Source organism: Roseibium sp. MMSF_3412 (assembly GCF_030733265.1).
In the GTDB taxonomy this organism is placed as follows: Bacteria; Pseudomonadota; Alphaproteobacteria; order Rhizobiales; family Stappiaceae; genus Roseibium.
This window is the reverse complement of record NZ_JASHJI010000003.1, coordinates 212,780-230,762: the sequence shown is the minus strand read 5'-3', so window position 1 is coordinate 230,762 and position 17,983 is coordinate 212,780. Positions and strand designations below refer to the sequence as shown.

Sequence of the window (17,983 nt, the reverse complement as noted above, 5' to 3'; positions counted from 1 at the left end):
CTCAGAAACTGAAGGAATGTCCGATGGAAAAGCGCCGTCTCGGCCGCACCGACATGCACGTCAGCGCCCTTTGTCTGGGGACGATGACATTCGGCGAACAGAACACGGAAGCCGAGGGCCACGCGCAAATGGATTATGCCTTCGACAGGGGCATCAACATTTTCGACGCGGCCGAGCTTTATCCGATCCCCTCCAACAGGGAAACGCAGGGCCGCACCGAACGCATCATCGGAACGTGGTTCAAAAAGACCGGCCACCGCGACAAGATCGTGATGGCGACCAAGGTGGTCGGGCGCACGGTGATGGACTGGTTCCGCGAAAACGGTCAGACCGGAGAGTTGACCCGCAGCCAGATCGAGTTTGCCGTTGACCGGAGCCTCAGAAATCTGAAGACCGATTACATCGATCTTTACCAGATCCACTGGCCGGACCGGAATGTTTCAGGGTTCGGTTCAAACCCGACGCGCTGGAAGGATGCCGAGCCGGTCGAGAACGAAAACAGCATCCAGTCGACACTCGAAATCATGAGCGATCTGGTCAAGGCCGGAAAAATCCGGGCGGTCGGCGTTTCCAACGAAAGCTCATGGGGCACGATGCGGTACGTGACCGCCTCGGAGCTTTACGATGTTCCCAGGATCGCCTCGATTCAGAATGCCTACTCGATGGTCAACAGGACCTTCGAAACGGGCCTGGCGGAAATCGCCCGCCGCGAGGATGTCGGGCTGCTGGCCTATTCGTCGCTTGCCCAGGGGTACCTGACCGGAAAGTACCGGAACGGCGCGCTGCCGGAGGGGGCGCGCAAGACCCTCTTCAACAAGATGCAGCGTTACGAACATCCACGGACATTCGAGGCGGTGGATGCCTATTTCGACCTCGCGCAGGAGGCGGGCCTCGATCCGGCACAGATGGCGCTCGCCTTTGCAAAATCGCGCAGTTTCATGACGTCCGTCATCATCGGAGCGACGCGGATGGACCAACTGGAAACCGATATTGCGGCAGCCGACATCGTGTTGAGCGACGATGTGCTTGCCAGGATCGATGCCATTCACCAGGAATTCGGAAACACCGCGCCTTAGAAAATTCGCGCGCATCCGTTCAGAAAGAGAATCACTTTCCGCGTGTGCTCCGGTTTTTCACGTGTCCTGTCCTGTCCCGCCGGGAGGCGCAATCCGATTTCTGATTCAGCTTCAGAAACTTAGAATTTTGTCTTGCGATTTTCATGAAGTTGATTCCTCATGGATTCAGACAGCGACTGCGGAGGGAGACCCCATGCCGCGCCTATTCACAGGCCTTGAGATTCCGTCCGAGACGGCTCTCATGCTTTCCATGCTCCGGGGAGGCCTCCGGGGCGCTCGCTGGATCGACCCGGAAAACTATCACCTTACCCTGCGCTTCATCGGAGATATCGATGATCGCACCGCCGACGAGGTTGTCGCAGCGCTTGATCGCGTGCGCCGCGACCCGGTCGAGATCCGGCTGAACGGCCTCGGATCTTTCGGCAATGGCAAGCCGCACGCTGTCTGGGCGCGGGTCGAGCCGACGACGCAGCTTGCCGAGCTTCAGGCCGAGCAGGAGCGCATCCTTCAGCGCATGCATCTGCCGGCGGAACGGCGGAAATACATACCGCACGTGACAATCGCCCGCTGCAAGACGTCTACAAATGAAGATGTCGCCAAGTGGCTGAGCGAGCGGGGCAACTTTCAGGCGCCGTCCTTTGTTGCCGGGCGTTTTGTTCTGTTTTCGGCGAAGTCGAGCGTGGGCGGCGGCCCTTACCTTGTGGAAGAGGCCTATCCGCTCGCAGCCTGACCCAGAAGCGAGACATAGACATCAAGGGTGCGGCTGCACATCGTTTCGACCGAAAAGTTCCGGTGGACATGGTCAAGCGCACGCACCCGCATCGCTTCCAGCATTTCGGGTTCCTGCGCAAGGACCGCGTTGATCGCGACAGCAAGCGCCATGGCGTCATCCGGCACCACGCGCCAGCCCGTGCGCTCTTCTTCCGCGACTTCGGGCGGCGCCAGCACGGTTTCCGGTACCGCCCCGTGGTCCGAGACGATGACAGGGACACCGGCAGCCTGGGCTTCGACCGCGGCTCTTCCGAATGCTTCGGGTTCGACAGAGGCGATGACAGACACGTCGGCGAGGGCGAGCGCCGCCGGGACGTCGCTGCAATGGCCGACAAGCCGGACCTGATCCTGCAGCCCGTTGTCGGCGATCCTCTTTTTCAGCTCAGCGGCGTAGTTGTCCCGGCCCTGTGCGTCGCCGGCCAGAATGGCTACCGGGTCCTTGTGTCCCATGTCCCGCAAATGGATCATGGCTTCGATAACGACCCTCTGGCCCTTCCATCCGGTGAGGCGTGCCATGTTGAGGACGATCGGTTTTCCGGCCGGCACGCCCCAGCTGTCCCTGAGCGTCTGTTGGCGAAGGGCGTTGACACTTTCCGGAGCGAGACCCTTCAGGTCGGAGCCGCGCGGGATCACGGCAATTCTCTTTTCCGCAAACGGATGCCGTGCTGCAATCAGATCCGCGATGAAGCGGGAGTTGGCAATGACGGCATCACCGCGCGCCATCACCGAATTGTAGAAGGACTTCAGCGCGTTCGATTGCTTGTAGGTACCGTGATAGGTGGTGACGAAGGGAACGCGCGCCGAGCGTGCGGCACGCAATGCCGACCATGCAGGTGCACGGCTTCTTGCATGCACGATATCAACTTGCCTTGCTGTGATCAGATCCTTCAGTGCACCGGCATTCCGGAACATCGTCACCGGGTTTTTGGACTTGACCGGCAGTACGATATGTTCAGCGCCCACCGTTTCCAGTTCGGGAACCAACTGACCGCCCTGACTGACCACCAATGCCGTGCCGCCGGCATCGACGATCGCCCGTGCCACATCGAGGGTGGTGCGTTCCGCACCGCCCGAATTCAGGTCGGGGATCACTTGCAGGACGGTTGTCCCGGGCTTGAATTGTTGCAATTCCTGTCTCCGGAGAGCTTTAAAGTTCCGTTCAGCCGTGTCAAAGGGCAGGCTGAAGCGTCACAGGGAATGAGAGCCATAATATGGGTGGACAGGAACCGCAATTCATTCAGGTCGGAAAAGGCGAGAAGGAACGCCAGATCGCGGTCGAGATCACGGAGGGCAGGGCGCCTGCGGTTCTGTGGCTGTCCGGGTTCAAATCCGACATGACCGGCACAAAGGCCGAGGCGGTCGCCGATTTCGGCAGACGCGCCGGCCAGGCGATCGTGCGGTTCGATTATTCCGGCCATGGTCGCTCTGACGGACGCTTCGAAGATGCATGCGTCTCCGACTGGCTGGAGGAGGCCGAGGCGGTCTTTGACAGGTTCTGCGCCGGGGGTGCGCTTCTGGTCGGATCGTCCATGGGCGGGTGGATTGCGCTGCTGTTGGCGTTAAGCCGGAAAGGGGTCGGCCAGATCAAGGGGCTTGTGCTGATCGCACCTGCCGTCGATTTCACCGAGGAACTGATGTGGAAACAGCGGTTCAACGATGACATCCGCTCGGCCATCATCGAACAGGGCTACTGGGCACAGCCGTCCGACTACAGCGACGATCCTTACGTCATCACGCGCAGACTGATTGAAGATGGCCGGAACCACCTGCTTTTCGGGCGGGATTTGCATCTCGGCGCGCCGGTCACGATCCTGCAGGGCGCGAAGGATCCGGACGTGCCGGCAAGCCATGCGCAAAGGCTGGTCGAGGCTCTGCCCCGGGACGATGTGACCTATTCGCTTGTCCCTGACGGAGACCACAGGCTGTCGCGCCCTCAGGATATCGCGCTTCTGCTTCGGTCCATCGAGGCCGCACTGCACGGCGCCACGGATTCAGACAGGTAAGGTCTCGCGGCCGTCTTTCATCACGCGGTACCAGGCCCAGAACAGGCGCGCCGCAACGGCGCGATGGGGTGCCCAATTGTGCGCGATCCCGTCGAGGTCGCGCTGTGTCGGTCTCTCGTCAAGGTCCAGCGCATCCTGAACGGCAATCTGAAGCGCCAGGTCGCCGCTGGGAAAAATGTCCGGATGCCCGGCACAAAAGAGCAGAAAGATGTCCGCGCTCCAGCGCCCAATGCCCTTGATCCTGCACAGGGCCGCGTGTGCCTCATCGGCCGGTTTCTCCGCCAGTCCGGCAAGATCCAGGCCGCTTTCACAAGCGGCGGCAACCGCGCGGAGGGTCCGTATTTTCGGCCGGGAAAGACCGGCCGCGGCGAGGTCTTCGTCCGAGAAAGCAGCCAGCGTTTCCGGCGTCAGAGGCGACAAAAGCGTGCGCACACGTTCAAAGATCGCAGCCGCGCTCGCAACGGAGACCTGTTGCGCGGTGACGATCTGCGTGAGCCCTGCAAAATCGGCAGAGCGGCGGCGAAGCGGCAAGGCGCCCGTTGCCGTTGCGATCGCGGCCAATTCCGGGTTTGCCTCGATCAGGGCCGTCAATCCCGCCTCGACGTCCGCGTCGGTCTCAATCGGTGTCATATCGCTGGTCTTGCCTTGCACGGCGTTTCGGGGATGGTAGTTATACCAGCGGTCATGATTCATGTCCGCGTCCGCGTCAACCCGTTCCAGCCGCCTTCATGAGCAAGCCTGTCTTCCGTTTCGCCCCGTCTCCGAATGGACACCTGCATATTGGCCACGCGCTTTCCGCCCTGCTGAACGCGCGTGCTGCGGTGGCACTGGACGGGCGGTTCCTGGTGCGTGTCGAGGATATTGACCAGGCACGGTGCACAGCGGCGCTCGAAGCCGACATGTTCGAGGACCTGGAGTGGCTGGGTCTGCCCCTTGACGAACCTGTCCTGCGGCAATCCAACCACTTTCCCGATTACCGGGCGGCGCTGGAACGGCTGCAGGACATGGGCCTGATCTATCCGGCCTATCTGTCCAGGGCAGATATCAGGCGTTTCGTACAGGCAACCGAGGAAAGCGGGAAAAGCTGGCCGCGTGATCCTGACGGCGCGCCGCTCTATCCGGGTGACCGTGCGGTGCTTTGCGAAGCGGAACTCAGTGACCGCATGGACAGCGACGCGCCCTTTACACTGCGTCTTGACATGGGCAAGGCGCTGGCGCGGGTCGGAGCGGATCTCACCTGGCAGGAAGCCGGGTCCGAGGGAAAGGCACTGTTTGATCCCCCCGAAGCGGTTGCAGCCGAGGCTGCCAACTGGGGGGATGTGGTGGTGGCGCGCAAGGACACGCCGACCAGCTATCATCTGGCGGTTGTTGTTGACGATGCGCGCCAGGGCATTACGGACGTGTTGCGCGGACAGGACCTCTACCACGCAACCAGCGTTCATCGCGTTCTGCAGGAACTGCTCGGTCTGCCGCAGCCCCGTTACCGGCACCATCGGCTCATTCTCGGTCCGGACGCGCGCAAGCTTTCGAAATCCAACGATGACACGAGTCTCAGGTCCTTGCGCGAAAGCGGGCTTACGCTCACGGAACTGCGGCGGCGCATCGGCCTTTAGTCAGGGCCGTCAGAACGCGCCGTCGAACCAGTACGCCAGAAAGGACGTCCACAGGCTTATGGTCCCGATGGCGACCAGGGTGGTCAGCGTGATGGCATTTGCCGACATGGCATGTCCGGTGCCGTAACGGTTGGCGAAAATAAATGCGTTGACACCTGTCGGACAGCCGGCGGTCAGGGTTGCGGCAGCCGTCCAGAGCGGGGGCAGCTGAAACAGGAATGCGGCCGCCAGAAACACCACTGCGGGCATGATGAAGACCTTGATCGCACCAAGCAGAAATCCGGGCAGGATATTCCCACGCAGGCCATACTGAACGAGGCTCATGCCGAGAGAGAGCAGGGCCAACGGAAGAGCTGTCGCCGCGATACGGCGCAGGACGTCGTCGCCGATTTCCGGTATCTCCAGGCCGGTCTGACGCCATATCAGTGCGAAAACCACGGTGATGATCAGCGGATTGACGCAGACCTTCCGGCCTGCCTCGAGGGCGAGTTTGCCGACCGGCGGCATTTCGGTGCCGTTGTCAATCGCGGCCGTTCGCTCCATGGCGATGGCCGTTACAACGGTCATGGTGGCAAGGTGAACGGAAATGATCAGCAGCAGCGGCACGAGCCCGCCATTGCCGTAGACAGCGGCGATAAGCGGCATGCCGACAAGCACAACATTGGAATAGGAGGCCGATATGGCCCCTATCGCGCCTGCACGGGCCTCACGGCCAAAAATCTTTCGAATGACCAGCGTGCCGAGCATCCATGCAACCGCGACACCCAAGAAGTAGCTGCCCCAGAGCGTGAGCGGAAATCCTCCGGACAGGTCCGCATTGATCAGGGAGCGAAAGATCAGCACAGGAACAGCGACAATGAAGACAAAGTCGCCGAGCGCTTCGCCGATGGATTGCTTCAGGATACGAAAACGGGCGAGGCAATAGCCGATTCCGATCAGGATGAAGACTGGGGCGACGATCAGGAAGGTCTGTGCAAGCATCCGGTTTCAGCAAGGCCTTGAGGGCAGGGAGGGGCAGGTAGAATTTTGCGGTTGGGAATTGCTTTTAGGGGATTGGATCGCGCGCCGCCAGCCTTCAAAATGAAGCTGACGAAAGACTCCGGGCTTTGCCGTTCCAATTGAACGCTGTAGCCAGGGTGATGCGATTGTGCCTGCGCGCAGAAGGAACCGGGCCTGATGCCGGACCGTGACGACGAAGCTGTCAAGCTGGCTTTGCTGGCACATGACCTCAGAACACCGCTTGCCGCGATGCGGTTGACAGCCGAATTGATCGGCAGCAAGCCGCTGGACGAGGACCAGTTCGAGAAGCTCTCGATCCTGATTCGATCCATCGATGCATTGACGGACATGACCGGCGAGCTTGTCGAGGCGGTCAGGTCCGGCGAGGAACCGGCGCCTTCGCAGCAGAATGTCGCTGACATCATGCGAGATTGCGCGGAGTTGTTTCAGGTTGCAGCAGATGAAAAAGGCCTGGTCTTCCGGCTTCACATTGAGCCGGATGCGTGTGATCTGGTGACATCTCAAGCCGCCGAGTTGCGCAGGATCGTGACCACTCTCCTGGACAACGCCGTGAAATACACCGATCTGGGTTCGGTTGATGTCGGGGTGTCGAAAAGCACACCGCCTGCCGCAGACCATACAGGTGAAGAACCCGACTTTGTCGGCGTTTCGATAACGGACACGGGGCCCGGGATCGATCCGGAAGAGGAAACCAGGCTGTTCCGTCCGTTTTCACGCGGAAAACGCGGGCTTGAAACCACGGAAGGCTCTGGCCTGGGGCTTTGGGGTGCGGCCTGCCAATCCCGAAAGCTGGGAGGACAACTGCGCCTTGTGCGGCCCGAGGCGGGAGGAAGCAGGTTTGAACTGCGCGTTCCCGCGCAAAGGGGCATTTCCTCAGAGCGTCAGCCCGTTCTTGAAAACATCCCCCGGGCAGAAAAGACCAATGCTGCCGCCGCCGCGGCGCATGTCCTCATCGTTGACGACAACGAAACGAATTGCCGGCTCATGTCCGCTCTGATGGAATCGTTCGGCTATTCCTTCGATGTGGTCCACTCGGGCGATGAAGCGCTGGAGGCCCTTCCCCGGCATGCATACGACGCGGTTCTTCTTGATCTCAACATGCCCGGCAAAAGCGGCGTTGAAACCGCCCGTGAAATCAAGGCGGATCCGACCTATTTCGAATTGCCGCTCATTGCCGTGACTGCTGCGCTGGAGGCGGTTGGCGAGGCCCAATTGCACGCGGCCGGTTTTGAAGACGTCATCGCAAAACCGTTGTCGCCCGCCGATCTGTTCGCAGCGCTTGAGCGCGCACGGGTGCCGCCTGACGGGTCCGAAGCGGTCTCGTAATGCTGCCGGATGTCCCGGGTCCGGGTTGTTGCCGACCTATCCGCTTGCGGCCGTCTCCAGTGCCTGTTCCAAACGATCGTCGCCCCAGTAGAGTTCGCCGTTTTCCAGAACGAAGCTTGGCGCACCGAAAATACCGCGTTCTTCAGCTTCCGATACGGCCGCGCGCAGGCCGATCTTGGTTTCGGAATTGCCTGCATCATTGAGTGCCTGCGTGACGGGCGCTCCTGCTTCCAGCAACAGGCCGGCCATCAGGGCTTCATCGGAGATATCCAGGCCCTGGCCGAATTCAGCGACATAGACCGCACGCGAAAACGCTCCGATCCAGGATTGCTGACGGCCACCATGGGCTATGCGCGCCGCCAGCAGGCTGTGCTGGGGAAACGGTGCGGGCATGGTGAAGGGCAGACCGTATCTCTCGCATTGCCGCTCCATATCCTGCCACATGTAGCGGCCCTTTGCAGGATGAAGGTTGAACGGAGACGTGTCCCAGCCCTGTTTCTTGAAGATGGGTCCGAGCAGGAATGGGCGCCAGGCAATGCGGATGTTGAAGTCGCTCGCCAGGGTTTCGATACGCATGGCGGACAAGTAGCTGTATGTGGATGCGAACTCATACCAGAACTCGACCACTGGCCGCTTCTGCGCCGACTGAGGGTCACTGCCGGAACTTGCATGCTGACTGGTCTGGCGGCTTTCGGACACCTTGTGTTACTCCGCTTGAACGGTTGCCGGTTTTCGGGGGTTGGATGGCATCGGCGGATGCGATAGGTGATACCCTCGTAAAACAGGCTGCAATGGCATGACCTTGATCATGAGTTCCCGAACTGGTCCGAAAATCGTTAATGACGCAAACCCAACCACATCAGAATAATCCCAAGTCTGCGCTTCGCAAGTCAGCCGACTGGTGTAGGGCTCACCCGATGGTGTGCGTGTCGATCTATATCGTCGCGGTTTCCGCGTTTTTCCTTCTCTTCCCACGTGTCGATTTTTTCGCAAGCGGCCTGTTCTATTCCGAAACGGCAGGCTTCTGGGCACAAAATGAACCCTTTTTGAGGGATGTGCGGCATCTGGGCCCGTTTCTGGTCCGTGTCATCGCAATCAGTTGCGTTGCCGTCCTTCTGCTGAAGCTGGCCGCACCCGGGCGACCACCGATCCTGCCGCTTCGACAACCGCTGTTTCTCCTGACCACGCTCATCATGGGCCCCGGCGTCCTCGTCAACACCATCCTGAAAGACAATTGGGGCCGTCCGCGGCCACGTTATGTCGAGGAATTCGGCGGCGACCTGCCGCATCAGCCGGTCTGGGTGATATCCGACCATTGCGACCGCAACTGTTCCTTCGTGTCGGGCGAAGCGTCTGCCGCGATCTGGCTCACGTCCATTGCGTTTCTCGTCCCGGCAAGCTGGCGCAAGGCGACGCTCTGTTTCGTGCTGCCGCTTTGCGTGATCCTGTCGGCCAACAGGGTTGCTTTCGGGGGGCATTTCTTTTCCGACACGCTGATTTCCTGGGGCGTTACGCTGCTGCTCATTCTCGCCGTCTATCACCTTCTCTACCAGAGGGTGCCGCCGCTCGTCACGGACCGGAAGCTGGACGAATGGTTCACGGTGAAGGGCAGGCGTCTGCATCGTTTCCTCCGCCGAGTCGCGCTACGTGCCAAACGTCTCCTTCAGGGGGGGCTGCGCAGGTTTTCCGAGCATTGATCGGGTCAGGTGGCTTGCGGCCGATCAGGTCAAATGCTCCGAATCGCCTTGAATTCGTTTCTTCCTTGGCCGGGTTCGCTTCAGAATTCGAGCAAAATGCAGCGGGGACCGGTTCTCGACCCAGGTGATCGCGGTGTTCAAGGGAGGCGTTGCCCGGCGGCGTTTGCGCAGCAGCCGGGCAGCGCTTCTGCTCGTCCCGACAATCACGATCAGTCCGAGCGCAAGCAAAGGCACTCCGGTCGGTATGGGCAGCCATACCGTTGCCAGGCCGAGCAACAGGAGCAGGGCGGCCAGGGACCACCAGAGGAATTTCATTGCGATCCAGCTTCGAGGTCGGGAACGTTACCAATACCGCAGGCTGTAAGACGGATTTATGAAATCAAAGCTTCAAATGCATTTGGAGGGGCCTCTCAGCCGGCTTAACGGAGGGTCGTGAGCATGTTCTCGCAGCCGGACCGGATCAGTTGAAACACGTCTTCGAAGCCTTCCGGACCGCCGAAATACGGATCGGGTACATCCATGGGCGGCGCATTGAACAACAAACGGATCTCGGCACGCGGCGCATCGCTCATCGCAGTGAGCTTGGCGAGGTTGTCCCGGTCCATCGCCACGATGACGTCGAACCGGTCGAAATCTTCCAATGTCACGGTGCGGGCCTGCTGATGCGAGATGTCGATGCCATGTCTTTCGGCAACGTCCACGGATCGTGGATCCGGCGGGTTGCCGATATGCCAGGCACCCGTTCCAGCGGACTCAATCTGGAAGTCGCCGGTCAAGTCCGCATCATCGACCAGCCCGGAAAATATGCCTTCGGCGAGGGGTGAACGGCAAATATTGCCAAGACAGACAAACAGGACTTTGTGGGTCAATGCTCTCTCCGATAGTCTCAGTGCAGACATCGTGCTTACGGGTGTCGCCAATTGCAACAAGGAACCGAAGGGTTGATCGGATGGTTGAACGACTGAAACCGGAAGACCGGGCAGCCGGGCTCAGCACGCTGCCGGACTGGCATCTGTGCGATGGGCGGGAGGCGATTTTCAGGTCTTTCAAGTTCAAGGACTTTTGCGAGGCGTTCGGCTTCATGGCGCATGTGGCGCTTCTTGCCGAAAGGATGAACCACCACCCCGAATGGTCGAACGTCTACAGGACAGTCGATGTTACGCTCGCCACGCACGATGTCGGAGGGCTGAGCGCGCTTGATCTGGAACTCGCCCGGCAGATCGATGACGTGGCATCCCGGACCTGATTCGACGGAACTTCAGGCGCCCTTGGTGAGCAGGAACCGGTGACCGAACTCCGTGCGTTCGCTCGCGACGAGCGTGTGACCGTTCTCCTGACAGAAATGGGGAATGTCGATTTCGGCCATCGGATCGGTGGTCAGCACCACCAACCGGTCACCGGCCGGCAACCTCGACATGGCCTTGCGTGCCTTGAGAACAGGGAGTGGGCATTTCAGCCCCTTCAGATCAAGCAGGGTTTCGGACACAATGAGCCTTTATTCGCTGTCGCACGGTTTCTTGCACAATGCCTTTTCAAGTGGATTATCTAGTTCAAAAGGCGGGCAGTTTCCATTCTTTCAAGGGCTATTAATGTTCCCGGTGTAGGAAAGATCCATGCGCGTTTTTTCGAAAGCCGGGCGATCAGAGGCAAGCTGCATCGAATATCGGCGCAGGATATCGGAGGTGACATGACCCCGAAACTTTGGCAGATCTTCGTCACCGGCATCTGGCTCCTGACGGGGTCCGTAACCGGTGTCTCGGCGGATACACCATCGATCCGGATCGTCACGCAGAGTTTTGCGCCGTTGCAATGGGACAATGACGGCAAGCCGGACGGGTACGTGGCGCAATACATCGCCGAGGTTATCGGCCGGGTCAAAGACAAGGTTCCCCTGGAAGCCGCCTCCGTCGAGTTCATGCCCTGGAAGCGGGCCATGCTGACGGCCAGGAGCGTTCCGAATGTCCTTTTGTTTTCGCTTTCGCGCACGCAGGAAAGGGAAGACCAGTTTCTCTGGCTTGGTGAAGTCTCGCCATATGGACAATATTTCTATCAGCTCAAAACAAGTCCGGAAGTTGCCGTCGATACCGTCGCGGACCTGAACGGAACCGGTCTGAGGATCGGTGTTCAGGATGGAGGCAATCTGCATGCCTACCTTCAAAAAACCGGTCTTGAGGCCTCCGGTCAGCTCATGCCGATCACAGACTACCGGCAGGGGATCGAAATGCTCTTCCTCGGCCGGATCGACCTCTTGCCTCTCACGGGATTTCTTGCCGAGGCATCCGCGTGCCGGCAGGGTTACGACGGTGCGCTACTGCGGCCGGTCGTCTTCATAGAAGACCTTGCGAAACCGCTTTGGGCGGTGTTCAGCCGTGGCACGGATCCCATGATTGTCGAGGCCTTCCGATCCGAAATGGCAGCTTTGAAGGACAGCGGTTATCTGGAGAAGCAGATGCGCATCCACAGGGATAACTGGCAAAGCCGGGCGTGTGGTGGATAGAGCTGACCTTTGCCGCATTCCGTACAAATGTTATTGCGTTGCTTCTTGATGCGGAACGCCTTCGCGGAGGTCCGTCCATCCCCTTTGATTGCTAACGAATGAAAGTGCCCAGATGTCCGAAACACCTGTTTCTCCGTTGGATGTTCTTGATTTCTGGTGGCAGGCCGGCGCACCGAAATGGTTTGCGGGCGGCGAGAAATTCGATGGAAGCTGCCGCGCGGGATTTCGCGAAACCGTTGAGGCGGCAATGGCCGGCAGGCTGGATCATTGGGCGGATACCGCTGATGGCGCGCTAGCGCTCCTTATCCTGCTTGATCAGATGACCCGGAACATCTACCGCGGCACGCCCGAGGCGTTTTCTGCTGACGCGAAAGCCGTGTCGATTGCCGAGACTGCCCTTGAGAGGGGTTTCGACCGGGCGTTTCCGAATGACGTTCGCGTGTTCTTTTATCTTCCTTTCGAGCATTCCGAAGACATGTCGCATCAGGAAAGAAGCGTCGATCTGTGCCGGCGTCTGGGAAATACGGACTTTTACCACTATGCCCTGATCCACATGGACGTCATCAGGCGGTTCGGCCGCTTTCCCCATCGCAACAAGATCCTCAAGCGCAGCTCCACACCTGAAGAAATAGCCTATCTGGACGACGGCGGCTTTTCCGCCTGAGACCCGTTTCCCGTCTTCTTCAATAGGGCGCAAGTTCCTGACAGAAAGAGCCAGCCTTTGGGCAGCGCGTCCCAGGCTGCCTCATTTCGATGCTTTTGCTCACGGTTCGGTCTGCCTAATTTTTCACACCTTGCACGATATTCGTCTAATTTTTAGTCAGAAAAAATGCCTCGAAATTCATCACGCTCAGACTTCTTAATGCGTGCATTCAAGGTTGTATCTCCTAACAATATGAAAATATTGAATTTTTCAATTTCTCTTACCAGTTGGCACGGTCTTTGATTAACAGACGCCGACGTTAGCCCGGCTCATGCGTCACGGTGCATTCGAGATCTGAGAAGTCTTCCAGAGGGGCTCCAAACAGGCACGGCACCTGGGCTGACGACCGAGCTCCTTCGACGGGAAGGGGCGAAAAAAGGGGAATGGTACGAGCAATGAAAATAGTGATGGCCATCATTAAGCCGTTCAAGCTCGACGAAGTGCGCGATGCCCTGACGGGCATCGGCATACAGGGTCTGACGGTGACCGAAGTGAAAGGCTATGGCCGCCAAAAGGGGCATACCGAAATCTACCGCGGCACAGAGTACGCGGTGAGCTTCCTGCCGAAGCTGAAAATCGAAGTCGCCGTCGATACCGCTGATGTCGAGAAGGTAATCGACGTGATCTCCGGGGCCGCAAAGACCGGTCAGATCGGAGACGGCAAAATATTCGTTCACTCGATCGATCAGGCTGTGCGCATCCGCACTGGCGAAACAGACGCCGAAGCTCTGTGATTTAGGTAAGGAAACGTATCATGAAAAAACTTGTCGCTAAGAGTGCGGCGGCGCTTGCCGTGTTGAGCCTTTCGGCTCTTCCGGTTTTCGCTCAGGATGCGGCTGAAACTCCGGCTGTGTCTCCGGAAGTCGCGTATATTTTCAACACACTTTTGTTCCTCATCGGCGGTTTCCTCGTCATGTGGATGGCTGCCGGCTTTGCCATGCTGGAAGCTGGTCTGGTGCGTTCCAAGAACGTGTCGATGCAGTGCCTGAAGAACATTTCGCTCTATTCCATCGCCGGTGTGATGTTCTGGATCACCGGTTACAACCTGATGTACACCGGCGTTGACGGCGGTTTCATCGGGTCCTTCGGCCCGTATTCCTTCGATCCGGTCGGCGGTGACGCCCTCGACACCGGTTACTCCACGGCGTCCGACTGGTTCTTCCAGATGGTCTTCGTTGCAGCGACGGCGTCAATCGTTTCCGGTACTGTCGCCGAGCGCGTCAAGCTTTGGCCGTTCCTGATCTTTACCGCTGTCCTGACCGGTATCATCTACCCGATTTCGGGTTCCTGGCAGTGGGGCGCCGGCTGGTTGTCCGAAATGGGCTTCTCCGATTTTGCCGGTTCCACGATCGTTCACTCCGTAGGCGGCTGGGCTGCTCTGGCCGGTGCGATCATCCTCGGTGCGCGTAAAGGCAAGTATGGTGCAGACGGTACCGTGCACCCGCTTCCCGGTTCGTCCATGCCGCTGGCAACGCTCGGCACGTTCATCCTGTGGCTCGGCTGGTTCGGCTTCAACGGCGCATCGCAGCTCGCAATGGGTTCGATCGGCGATGTCACGGATATCTCGCGCATCTTCGCCAACACCAACATGGCTGCTGCCTCCGGCGTGATCGTCGCCGTGATCCTGACCCAGGTTCTCTACAAGAAGGTCGACGTGACCATGGCGCTTAACGGTGCACTTGCCGGCCTGGTTTCCATCACGGCAGAACCGCTTGCACCGAGCATGTGGGCAACGCTGTTCATCGGTGGTGTCGGCGGTGCGATCGTTGTCTTCGCTGTTCCGCTGCTCGACAAACTGAAAATCGATGATGTTGTCGGCGCTATCCCGGTTCACCTGCTTGCAGGTATCTGGGGCACGCTCATTGTTCCGCTGTCGAACGGTGATGCTTCCTACGGCACGCAGATCATCGGCATCGTGTCCTACGGCGTGTTCGCGTTCGTTGCCAGCGCCATCGTCTGGTTCATCCTGAAGAGCACCATGGGTATCCGCGTCTCCGACGAAGAAGAGGCTCTTGGTCTCGACAAGGTCGAAATCGGCGTGGAAGCCTATCCGGAGTTCGGAACCGGTTCCCAGCGTCTCTGAGGTCTCAGAGTCGAGGAAAAAAATCTCCCAGGCGGTCTATTGGCTCGGACCGCAAACTGGAAACCCGGGGGCAACCCCGGGTTTTTTTTGTCTTCAGAAACGGCTTGCCGATTATCCGGCCTGTGTCAGCCTTTCGGCCACTTCCTGCACGGTTTGCGAGGCGCGTTTGGCGAGCTCGATGTTGCGGGCAGACCCGTTGATGGCGTTTTCCGTGTCCTTGCGGATCTGATGAAGGTTGGTTGATACCCTGTCGAGCGCGGCGGTTCTGTCGGTCATCTGGCGGGATGTCGCCTCGTTGCGGCTGGTCAGATCGCTCAATGTGGTCTCTGCCGACGCAATCTGCTCCAGGCTGCTGGCACTCTGCGTGCCGGAAAGCTGCAGCTTCTCTTTCGCGGTTTCGACAAGCTGGCGTGTCTCTGCAAGCGATTGCGTCATTTCCGAGAGGATCGTAGCAATGGATTCAACGGCCTTTTCCGTCGAACCGGCCAGCGCCTTAACCTCACCTGCAACGACTGAAAAGCCCTTGCCGGCGTCACCCGCGCGGGCCGCTTCGATCGTCGCGTTGAGCGCAAGCAGGTTGGTTTGTGAGGAGATCGACGAAATTTCCTGCGCCAGGTTTTCGATGTCGTTGAACTTGCTTGTGAGATCCGATGTGGCCGTGCCCAGATGCCCGATGAGCTCGGCGGCGCCGAGGCAGGTCTGCGAGATCGTATCGATGCCTTCCCGCGCCTGCGTGATCTTGCCGCCCGCGTTTGCAAGATCCTGGGTACATTCCAGGGCTTCCAGACCAACTGCGTGAAGATCCTTCTGGATCTGTTCGGAGGCCGATATCAGGTCAGCCAGAAAGCCGGCGCGTTCCTTGCTGGCAACATTTACCGCCTTTGCGTTCTGTCCGATCTCGGCAACGACGGCCCAGGCGTCTTTCAGCTGACTCACTTCGTTTTTGCCGAGAAGCGGCCGGTCCGCGGCCTGCGCTTGCGGGTCCCGTCGGGATTCCGTTCCATTTGTCCGCTTCTCCAACCGCTCTGCCGCATGTTGGTCTGCGTTTTTCGTCTCCTTGTTTTTCAACGTGAGATAGGCACTCACCAGCGAGACGATGAAGGGCACGGCTGTCGACAACAGGGCTTGCCAGATGATCAGTTCCGCCTGGCCAAAGACAGCGTCGACCTGATTGATGACCGTCAGGATCGACCCGACGATCAGGGCCGTGATCACGGCGCGCTTGAACATTTTTTGTCCCTTCGAATGCTGAGGCTCAATTCAAAATGGCTCCCGGGTTTCAGGACTGCCGCGCTCACGTCTGGATGCCACGCGGTTGCCGTGCGCAGCCGGTGGTGGTCACGCGGCGGTGTTGCCTGGCAGCAGCAGGCCTGACAGGTCGTCGTGGCTGTCGACAACCTTGTGGGCTCCGGCCTGCAGAAGCTGATCCGCGTGGCCGCCATGGCTGTGCCCGCCGCCGACAAAGCCCCAGACCGTCATTCCGGCGGCAAGACCCGCCTTCACGCCGTTGGCGCTGTCTTCGATCACCAGGCAGGCCTGGGGGGCGGCATCGAGTTTCTGCGCGGCAAACAGGAAAAGATCCGGCGCCGGCTTGCCGTTCGGCACCTGCTCGCCGGAATAGATGTGCGGTTCAAAATACGGGTAAAGGCCCGTGTGCTTCAACTTGTGGATCAGCCGCGCCAGGCGTGAGGAGGACGCGACGGCGCGGGGGCCGACATGGGATTGCAGAAGCTGCTTGATACCGGCAATTTCCGAAAGTTCGCGGTTGATGCGCTCCATGGTTGCCGCGTCAAGATCATCCCCGAAACCGGACGGCAGCGGCCCTTTTCCGAGCGCCTGGTGGTCCCGGTCCAGCGCGGCCCAGAAATCCGTGCCTCCCAAACCCTGGAACCGGTTCATGTATTCGTCCAATTCGTAGTGCAGCCCGATCCGGGCAAGGTGTTCCCGTTCCACGTCGACGTAGATCAGTTCCGAATCGACCAAGACGCCGTCGCAATCAAACAGGATCGCTTCAAATGACATGCAATTATCGTCCTTTTCCAGCCGTCGGTACCCTAGGGTACGGACCCATAAATGAAGCCGATTTGGCGGCAGAAATGGCAAAACCTCGCGAGGAAGCGTGAGTAGAGCGGGCCTTATGCCCGGTCAAGCGCGGTGACGCTGCGAGGTGAGGCCATTTCTGCCGTCCTTCGGATTTGGCCGTTTTGGCCATCTGCCACGTCGCGAAAGGCTTGAAAATGAAGCACATTTCCTGCGCTTTCGCTCCTTGCAGCTGGTCAAAACGATCCAAATCAAATTGACTTCATTAATGAGTCCGTATCCTAGTGTGAGCCGTCAAACAGTCCCTTAACGACTTGTCGTTGAAACAAGATGACAAGGAGGCACGGCGGTACGATCGCGAGTATGGCCAGCATCAGGCCGGGGAGGCTGGCGCGGCCGAAGAACTGCATTCCCCTCACGAGCGTGTAGGTGGCTTCCTCCGAAGTCACCATCACCGGCCAAAGATACTGGTTCCAGCCGTTCACGAACAAAACAAGAAAGAGTGCCGCAGCGGTCGGTGCCGACAGCGGCATCAGGATGTCCCTGAAGAATTTCCAGCTTCCGGCACCGTCCAGCCGTGCCGACTCGAGCATCGCGTCGGGAACGGTCAGCAGGAATTGCCGAAAGAACAGCGTTCCGAGGCCGGATGCCACGAGCGGGAAAATGAGCCCGGCCTCCGTGTTGACGAGCCCGAGTTGGGCAACCACGTCGTACGTGGGCAGGAATCGGGATTCGAGCGGAAGCATCAGGGTGAGGAGCAGAACGGCGAAGATGGCGCTCGCTCCCCTAATCCTGAAATAGACGAGCGTATAGGCGGCAAGCAGGGAGACCGCCACCTTGAGCGATGCAAATCCGGCCCCCAGCACGAAGGAGTTCCACAACATTGCGGCAACGGTGATGTCTCCGGAAAAGCCGGCACTCGATGTCAGGAAGGCGCTGTAGTTCGCAACGAAGGCTCCACCGGGATCGAGGCGCGGTTGCATCGGCGTGCCGGGAGCGTGTGTGGTTGCCGCGAAGAGCCCATAGACCGGCAGACACATGAGCACGGATCCTGAAATCAGGATCGCGTGATCCGCAATGTTCCGGGCTCTGCGCCTGAATGCGTGTGTCAAAGGCGTTTCCAACTCTGTTCCGGCTGAACGGCTTCCCTGTTC

General features: G+C 59.4%; 21 protein-coding genes. 11 read left to right on the top strand and 10 right to left on the bottom strand.

The genetic code is table 11. The annotated features are described in order from the left end of the window. Window positions 1–23 precede the first annotated feature (23 nt). Both RBB49_RS07335 and thpR read left to right on the top strand, forming a co-directional pair. A complete protein-coding gene (locus RBB49_RS07335; protein ID WP_306142061.1) occupies window positions 24–1,076 on the top strand; it encodes an aldo/keto reductase in 1,053 nt (350 codons plus the stop codon). A 193-nt stretch (window positions 1,077–1,269) separates the two neighbouring features. Beyond that, window positions 1,270–1,806, top strand: a complete 537-nt coding sequence (gene thpR / locus RBB49_RS07330) for an RNA 2',3'-cyclic phosphodiesterase (RefSeq protein ID WP_306142060.1) — start codon at window positions 1,270–1,272, stop codon at window positions 1,804–1,806. Here the strand turns inward: thpR and RBB49_RS07325 are convergent. Continuing rightward, window positions 1,788–2,975, bottom strand: a complete 1,188-nt coding sequence (locus RBB49_RS07325; protein ID WP_306142059.1) for a glycosyltransferase family 4 protein — start codon at window positions 2,973–2,975, stop codon at window positions 1,788–1,790. The genes thpR and RBB49_RS07325 overlap by 19 nt on opposite strands. Window positions 2,976–3,058: 83 nt before the next feature. Between RBB49_RS07325 and RBB49_RS07320 the strand changes: the two genes are divergently transcribed. After that, window positions 3,059–3,850, top strand: coding sequence for a carboxylesterase (locus tag RBB49_RS07320; protein ID WP_306142058.1), 792 nt, complete (start codon window positions 3,059–3,061; stop codon window positions 3,848–3,850). Here the strand turns inward: RBB49_RS07320 and RBB49_RS07315 are convergent. Then, a complete protein-coding gene (locus RBB49_RS07315) occupies window positions 3,839–4,480 on the bottom strand; it encodes a DNA-3-methyladenine glycosylase (RefSeq protein WP_306142384.1) in 642 nt (213 codons plus the stop codon). The two genes, RBB49_RS07320 and RBB49_RS07315, sit on opposite strands and share 12 nt — an antisense overlap. Window positions 4,481–4,578: 98 nt before the next feature. On the opposite strand from RBB49_RS07315, the gene gluQRS reads away from it, so the two are divergent. Further along, window positions 4,579–5,463: a tRNA glutamyl-Q(34) synthetase GluQRS gene (gene gluQRS / locus RBB49_RS07310; RefSeq protein ID WP_306142057.1), complete on the top strand. Its 885-nt coding sequence runs from the start codon at window positions 4,579–4,581 to the stop codon at window positions 5,461–5,463. Between the two features lie 9 nt (window positions 5,464–5,472). On the opposite strand, the gene RBB49_RS07305 is transcribed toward gluQRS, so the two are convergent. Beyond that, a complete protein-coding gene (locus RBB49_RS07305) occupies window positions 5,473–6,444 on the bottom strand; it encodes an AEC family transporter (RefSeq protein ID WP_306142056.1) in 972 nt (323 codons plus the stop codon). A 195-nt stretch (window positions 6,445–6,639) separates the two neighbouring features. Between RBB49_RS07305 and RBB49_RS07300 the strand changes: the two genes are divergently transcribed. Beyond that, on the top strand, window positions 6,640–7,809 hold the full coding sequence (locus RBB49_RS07300) for a hybrid sensor histidine kinase/response regulator (RefSeq protein ID WP_306142055.1): 1,170 nt from the start codon (window positions 6,640–6,642) through the stop codon (window positions 7,807–7,809). Window positions 7,810–7,845: 36 nt separating this feature from the next. On the opposite strand, the gene RBB49_RS07295 is transcribed toward RBB49_RS07300, so the two are convergent. Next, entirely contained in the window at window positions 7,846–8,508 is a 663-nt protein-coding gene (locus RBB49_RS07295) for a 2-hydroxychromene-2-carboxylate isomerase (protein WP_306142054.1), read from the bottom strand. Window positions 8,509–8,726: 218 nt separating this feature from the next. On the opposite strand from RBB49_RS07295, the gene RBB49_RS07290 reads away from it, so the two are divergent. Further along, window positions 8,727–9,506 carry a phosphatase PAP2 family protein gene (locus RBB49_RS07290; RefSeq protein WP_306142383.1) on the top strand — a complete coding sequence of 260 codons (780 nt, stop codon included), beginning with the start codon at window positions 8,727–8,729 and terminating at the stop codon, window positions 9,504–9,506. 24 nt (window positions 9,507–9,530) lie between these two features. On the opposite strand, the gene RBB49_RS07285 is transcribed toward RBB49_RS07290, so the two are convergent. Beyond that, window positions 9,531–9,821: a hypothetical protein gene (locus RBB49_RS07285; RefSeq protein WP_306142053.1), complete on the bottom strand. Its 291-nt coding sequence runs from the start codon at window positions 9,819–9,821 to the stop codon at window positions 9,531–9,533. 104 nt (window positions 9,822–9,925) lie between these two features. Beyond that, window positions 9,926–10,375 carry a low molecular weight protein-tyrosine-phosphatase gene (locus tag RBB49_RS07280; RefSeq protein ID WP_306142052.1) on the bottom strand — a complete coding sequence of 150 codons (450 nt, stop codon included), beginning with the start codon at window positions 10,373–10,375 and terminating at the stop codon, window positions 9,926–9,928. An 80-nt stretch (window positions 10,376–10,455) separates the two neighbouring features. Here RBB49_RS07280 and RBB49_RS07275 point away from each other — a divergent pair, with 80 nt between their 5' ends. Continuing rightward, window positions 10,456–10,752: a 4a-hydroxytetrahydrobiopterin dehydratase gene (locus RBB49_RS07275; RefSeq protein ID WP_306142051.1), complete on the top strand. Its 297-nt coding sequence runs from the start codon at window positions 10,456–10,458 to the stop codon at window positions 10,750–10,752. Window positions 10,753–10,764: 12 nt separating this feature from the next. Here the strand turns inward: RBB49_RS07275 and RBB49_RS07270 are convergent, their stop codons facing one another. Then, window positions 10,765–10,992: a sulfurtransferase TusA family protein gene (locus RBB49_RS07270; RefSeq protein ID WP_306142050.1), complete on the bottom strand. Its 228-nt coding sequence runs from the start codon at window positions 10,990–10,992 to the stop codon at window positions 10,765–10,767. 201 nt (window positions 10,993–11,193) lie between these two features. Between RBB49_RS07270 and RBB49_RS07265 the strand changes: the two genes are divergently transcribed. The 4 genes from RBB49_RS07265 to RBB49_RS07250 all read left to right on the top strand — a co-directional run bounded on the left by RBB49_RS07265 (window position 11,194) and on the right by RBB49_RS07250 (window position 14,789). Next, entirely contained in the window at window positions 11,194–12,003 is an 810-nt protein-coding gene (locus RBB49_RS07265; RefSeq protein ID WP_306142049.1) for an ABC transporter substrate-binding protein, read from the top strand. Window positions 12,004–12,115: 112 nt separating this feature from the next. Further along, window positions 12,116–12,667: a DUF924 family protein gene (locus tag RBB49_RS07260; RefSeq protein ID WP_306142048.1), complete on the top strand. Its 552-nt coding sequence runs from the start codon at window positions 12,116–12,118 to the stop codon at window positions 12,665–12,667. Window positions 12,668–13,101: 434 nt separating this feature from the next. Then, window positions 13,102–13,440 carry a P-II family nitrogen regulator gene (locus RBB49_RS07255; protein WP_299478375.1) on the top strand — a complete coding sequence of 113 codons (339 nt, stop codon included), beginning with the start codon at window positions 13,102–13,104 and terminating at the stop codon, window positions 13,438–13,440. A 20-nt stretch (window positions 13,441–13,460) separates the two neighbouring features. Further along, the gene (locus RBB49_RS07250) at window positions 13,461–14,789 is read left to right on the top strand and encodes an ammonium transporter (RefSeq protein ID WP_306142047.1); all 1,329 of its coding nucleotides are present in this window, start codon (window positions 13,461–13,463) and stop codon (window positions 14,787–14,789) included. Window positions 14,790–14,900: 111 nt separating this feature from the next. Here RBB49_RS07250 and RBB49_RS07245 read toward each other — a convergent pair whose 3' ends face one another. The 3 genes from RBB49_RS07245 to RBB49_RS07235 all read right to left on the bottom strand — a co-directional run bounded on the left by RBB49_RS07245 (window position 14,901) and on the right by RBB49_RS07235 (window position 17,941). Next, window positions 14,901–16,019: a methyl-accepting chemotaxis protein gene (locus RBB49_RS07245; protein WP_306142046.1), complete on the bottom strand. Its 1,119-nt coding sequence runs from the start codon at window positions 16,017–16,019 to the stop codon at window positions 14,901–14,903. A 108-nt stretch (window positions 16,020–16,127) separates the two neighbouring features. Next, window positions 16,128–16,811 (bottom strand): HAD family phosphatase, encoded by a 684-nt coding sequence (locus RBB49_RS07240; RefSeq protein WP_306142045.1) that lies wholly within the window; start codon window positions 16,809–16,811, stop codon window positions 16,128–16,130. 299 nt (window positions 16,812–17,110) lie between these two features. Further along, complete coding sequence (locus tag RBB49_RS07235) at window positions 17,111–17,941, bottom strand: carbohydrate ABC transporter permease (protein ID WP_306142044.1); 831 nt, start codon at window positions 17,939–17,941, stop codon at window positions 17,111–17,113. Window positions 17,942–17,983: the final 42 nt, after the last annotated feature.

Bases quoted from the DNA above. Each gene is read 5' to 3' on its own strand.
- gluQRS (WP_306142057.1), top strand. From the start codon at position 4,579: ATGAGCAAGCCTGTCTTCCGTTTCGCCCCGTCTCCGAATGGACACCTG.
- RBB49_RS07260 (WP_306142048.1), top strand. From the start codon at position 12,116: ATGTCCGAAACACCTGTTTCTCCGTTGGATGTTCTTGATTTCTGGTGG.
- RBB49_RS07315 (WP_306142384.1), bottom strand. From the start codon at position 4,480: ATGACACCGATTGAGACCGACGCGGACGTCGAGGCGGGATTGACGGCC.
- RBB49_RS07300 (WP_306142055.1), top strand. From the start codon at position 6,640: ATGCCGGACCGTGACGACGAAGCTGTCAAGCTGGCTTTGCTGGCACAT.
- RBB49_RS07290 (WP_306142383.1), top strand. From the start codon at position 8,727: ATGGTGTGCGTGTCGATCTATATCGTCGCGGTTTCCGCGTTTTTCCTT.
- RBB49_RS07255 (WP_299478375.1), top strand. From the start codon at position 13,102: ATGAAAATAGTGATGGCCATCATTAAGCCGTTCAAGCTCGACGAAGTG.
- RBB49_RS07285 (WP_306142053.1), bottom strand. From the start codon at position 9,821: ATGAAATTCCTCTGGTGGTCCCTGGCCGCCCTGCTCCTGTTGCTCGGC.
- thpR (WP_306142060.1), top strand. From the start codon at position 1,270: ATGCCGCGCCTATTCACAGGCCTTGAGATTCCGTCCGAGACGGCTCTC.
- RBB49_RS07240 (WP_306142045.1), bottom strand. From the start codon at position 16,811: ATGTCATTTGAAGCGATCCTGTTTGATTGCGACGGCGTCTTGGTCGAT.
- RBB49_RS07335 (WP_306142061.1), top strand. From the start codon at position 24: ATGGAAAAGCGCCGTCTCGGCCGCACCGACATGCACGTCAGCGCCCTT.
- RBB49_RS07250 (WP_306142047.1), top strand. From the start codon at position 13,461: ATGAAAAAACTTGTCGCTAAGAGTGCGGCGGCGCTTGCCGTGTTGAGC.
- RBB49_RS07320 (WP_306142058.1), top strand. From the start codon at position 3,059: ATGGGTGGACAGGAACCGCAATTCATTCAGGTCGGAAAAGGCGAGAAG.
- RBB49_RS07245 (WP_306142046.1), bottom strand. From the start codon at position 16,019: ATGTTCAAGCGCGCCGTGATCACGGCCCTGATCGTCGGGTCGATCCTG.
- RBB49_RS07265 (WP_306142049.1), top strand. From the start codon at position 11,194: ATGACCCCGAAACTTTGGCAGATCTTCGTCACCGGCATCTGGCTCCTG.
- RBB49_RS07275 (WP_306142051.1), top strand. From the start codon at position 10,456: ATGGTTGAACGACTGAAACCGGAAGACCGGGCAGCCGGGCTCAGCACG.
- RBB49_RS07305 (WP_306142056.1), bottom strand. From the start codon at position 6,444: ATGCTTGCACAGACCTTCCTGATCGTCGCCCCAGTCTTCATCCTGATC.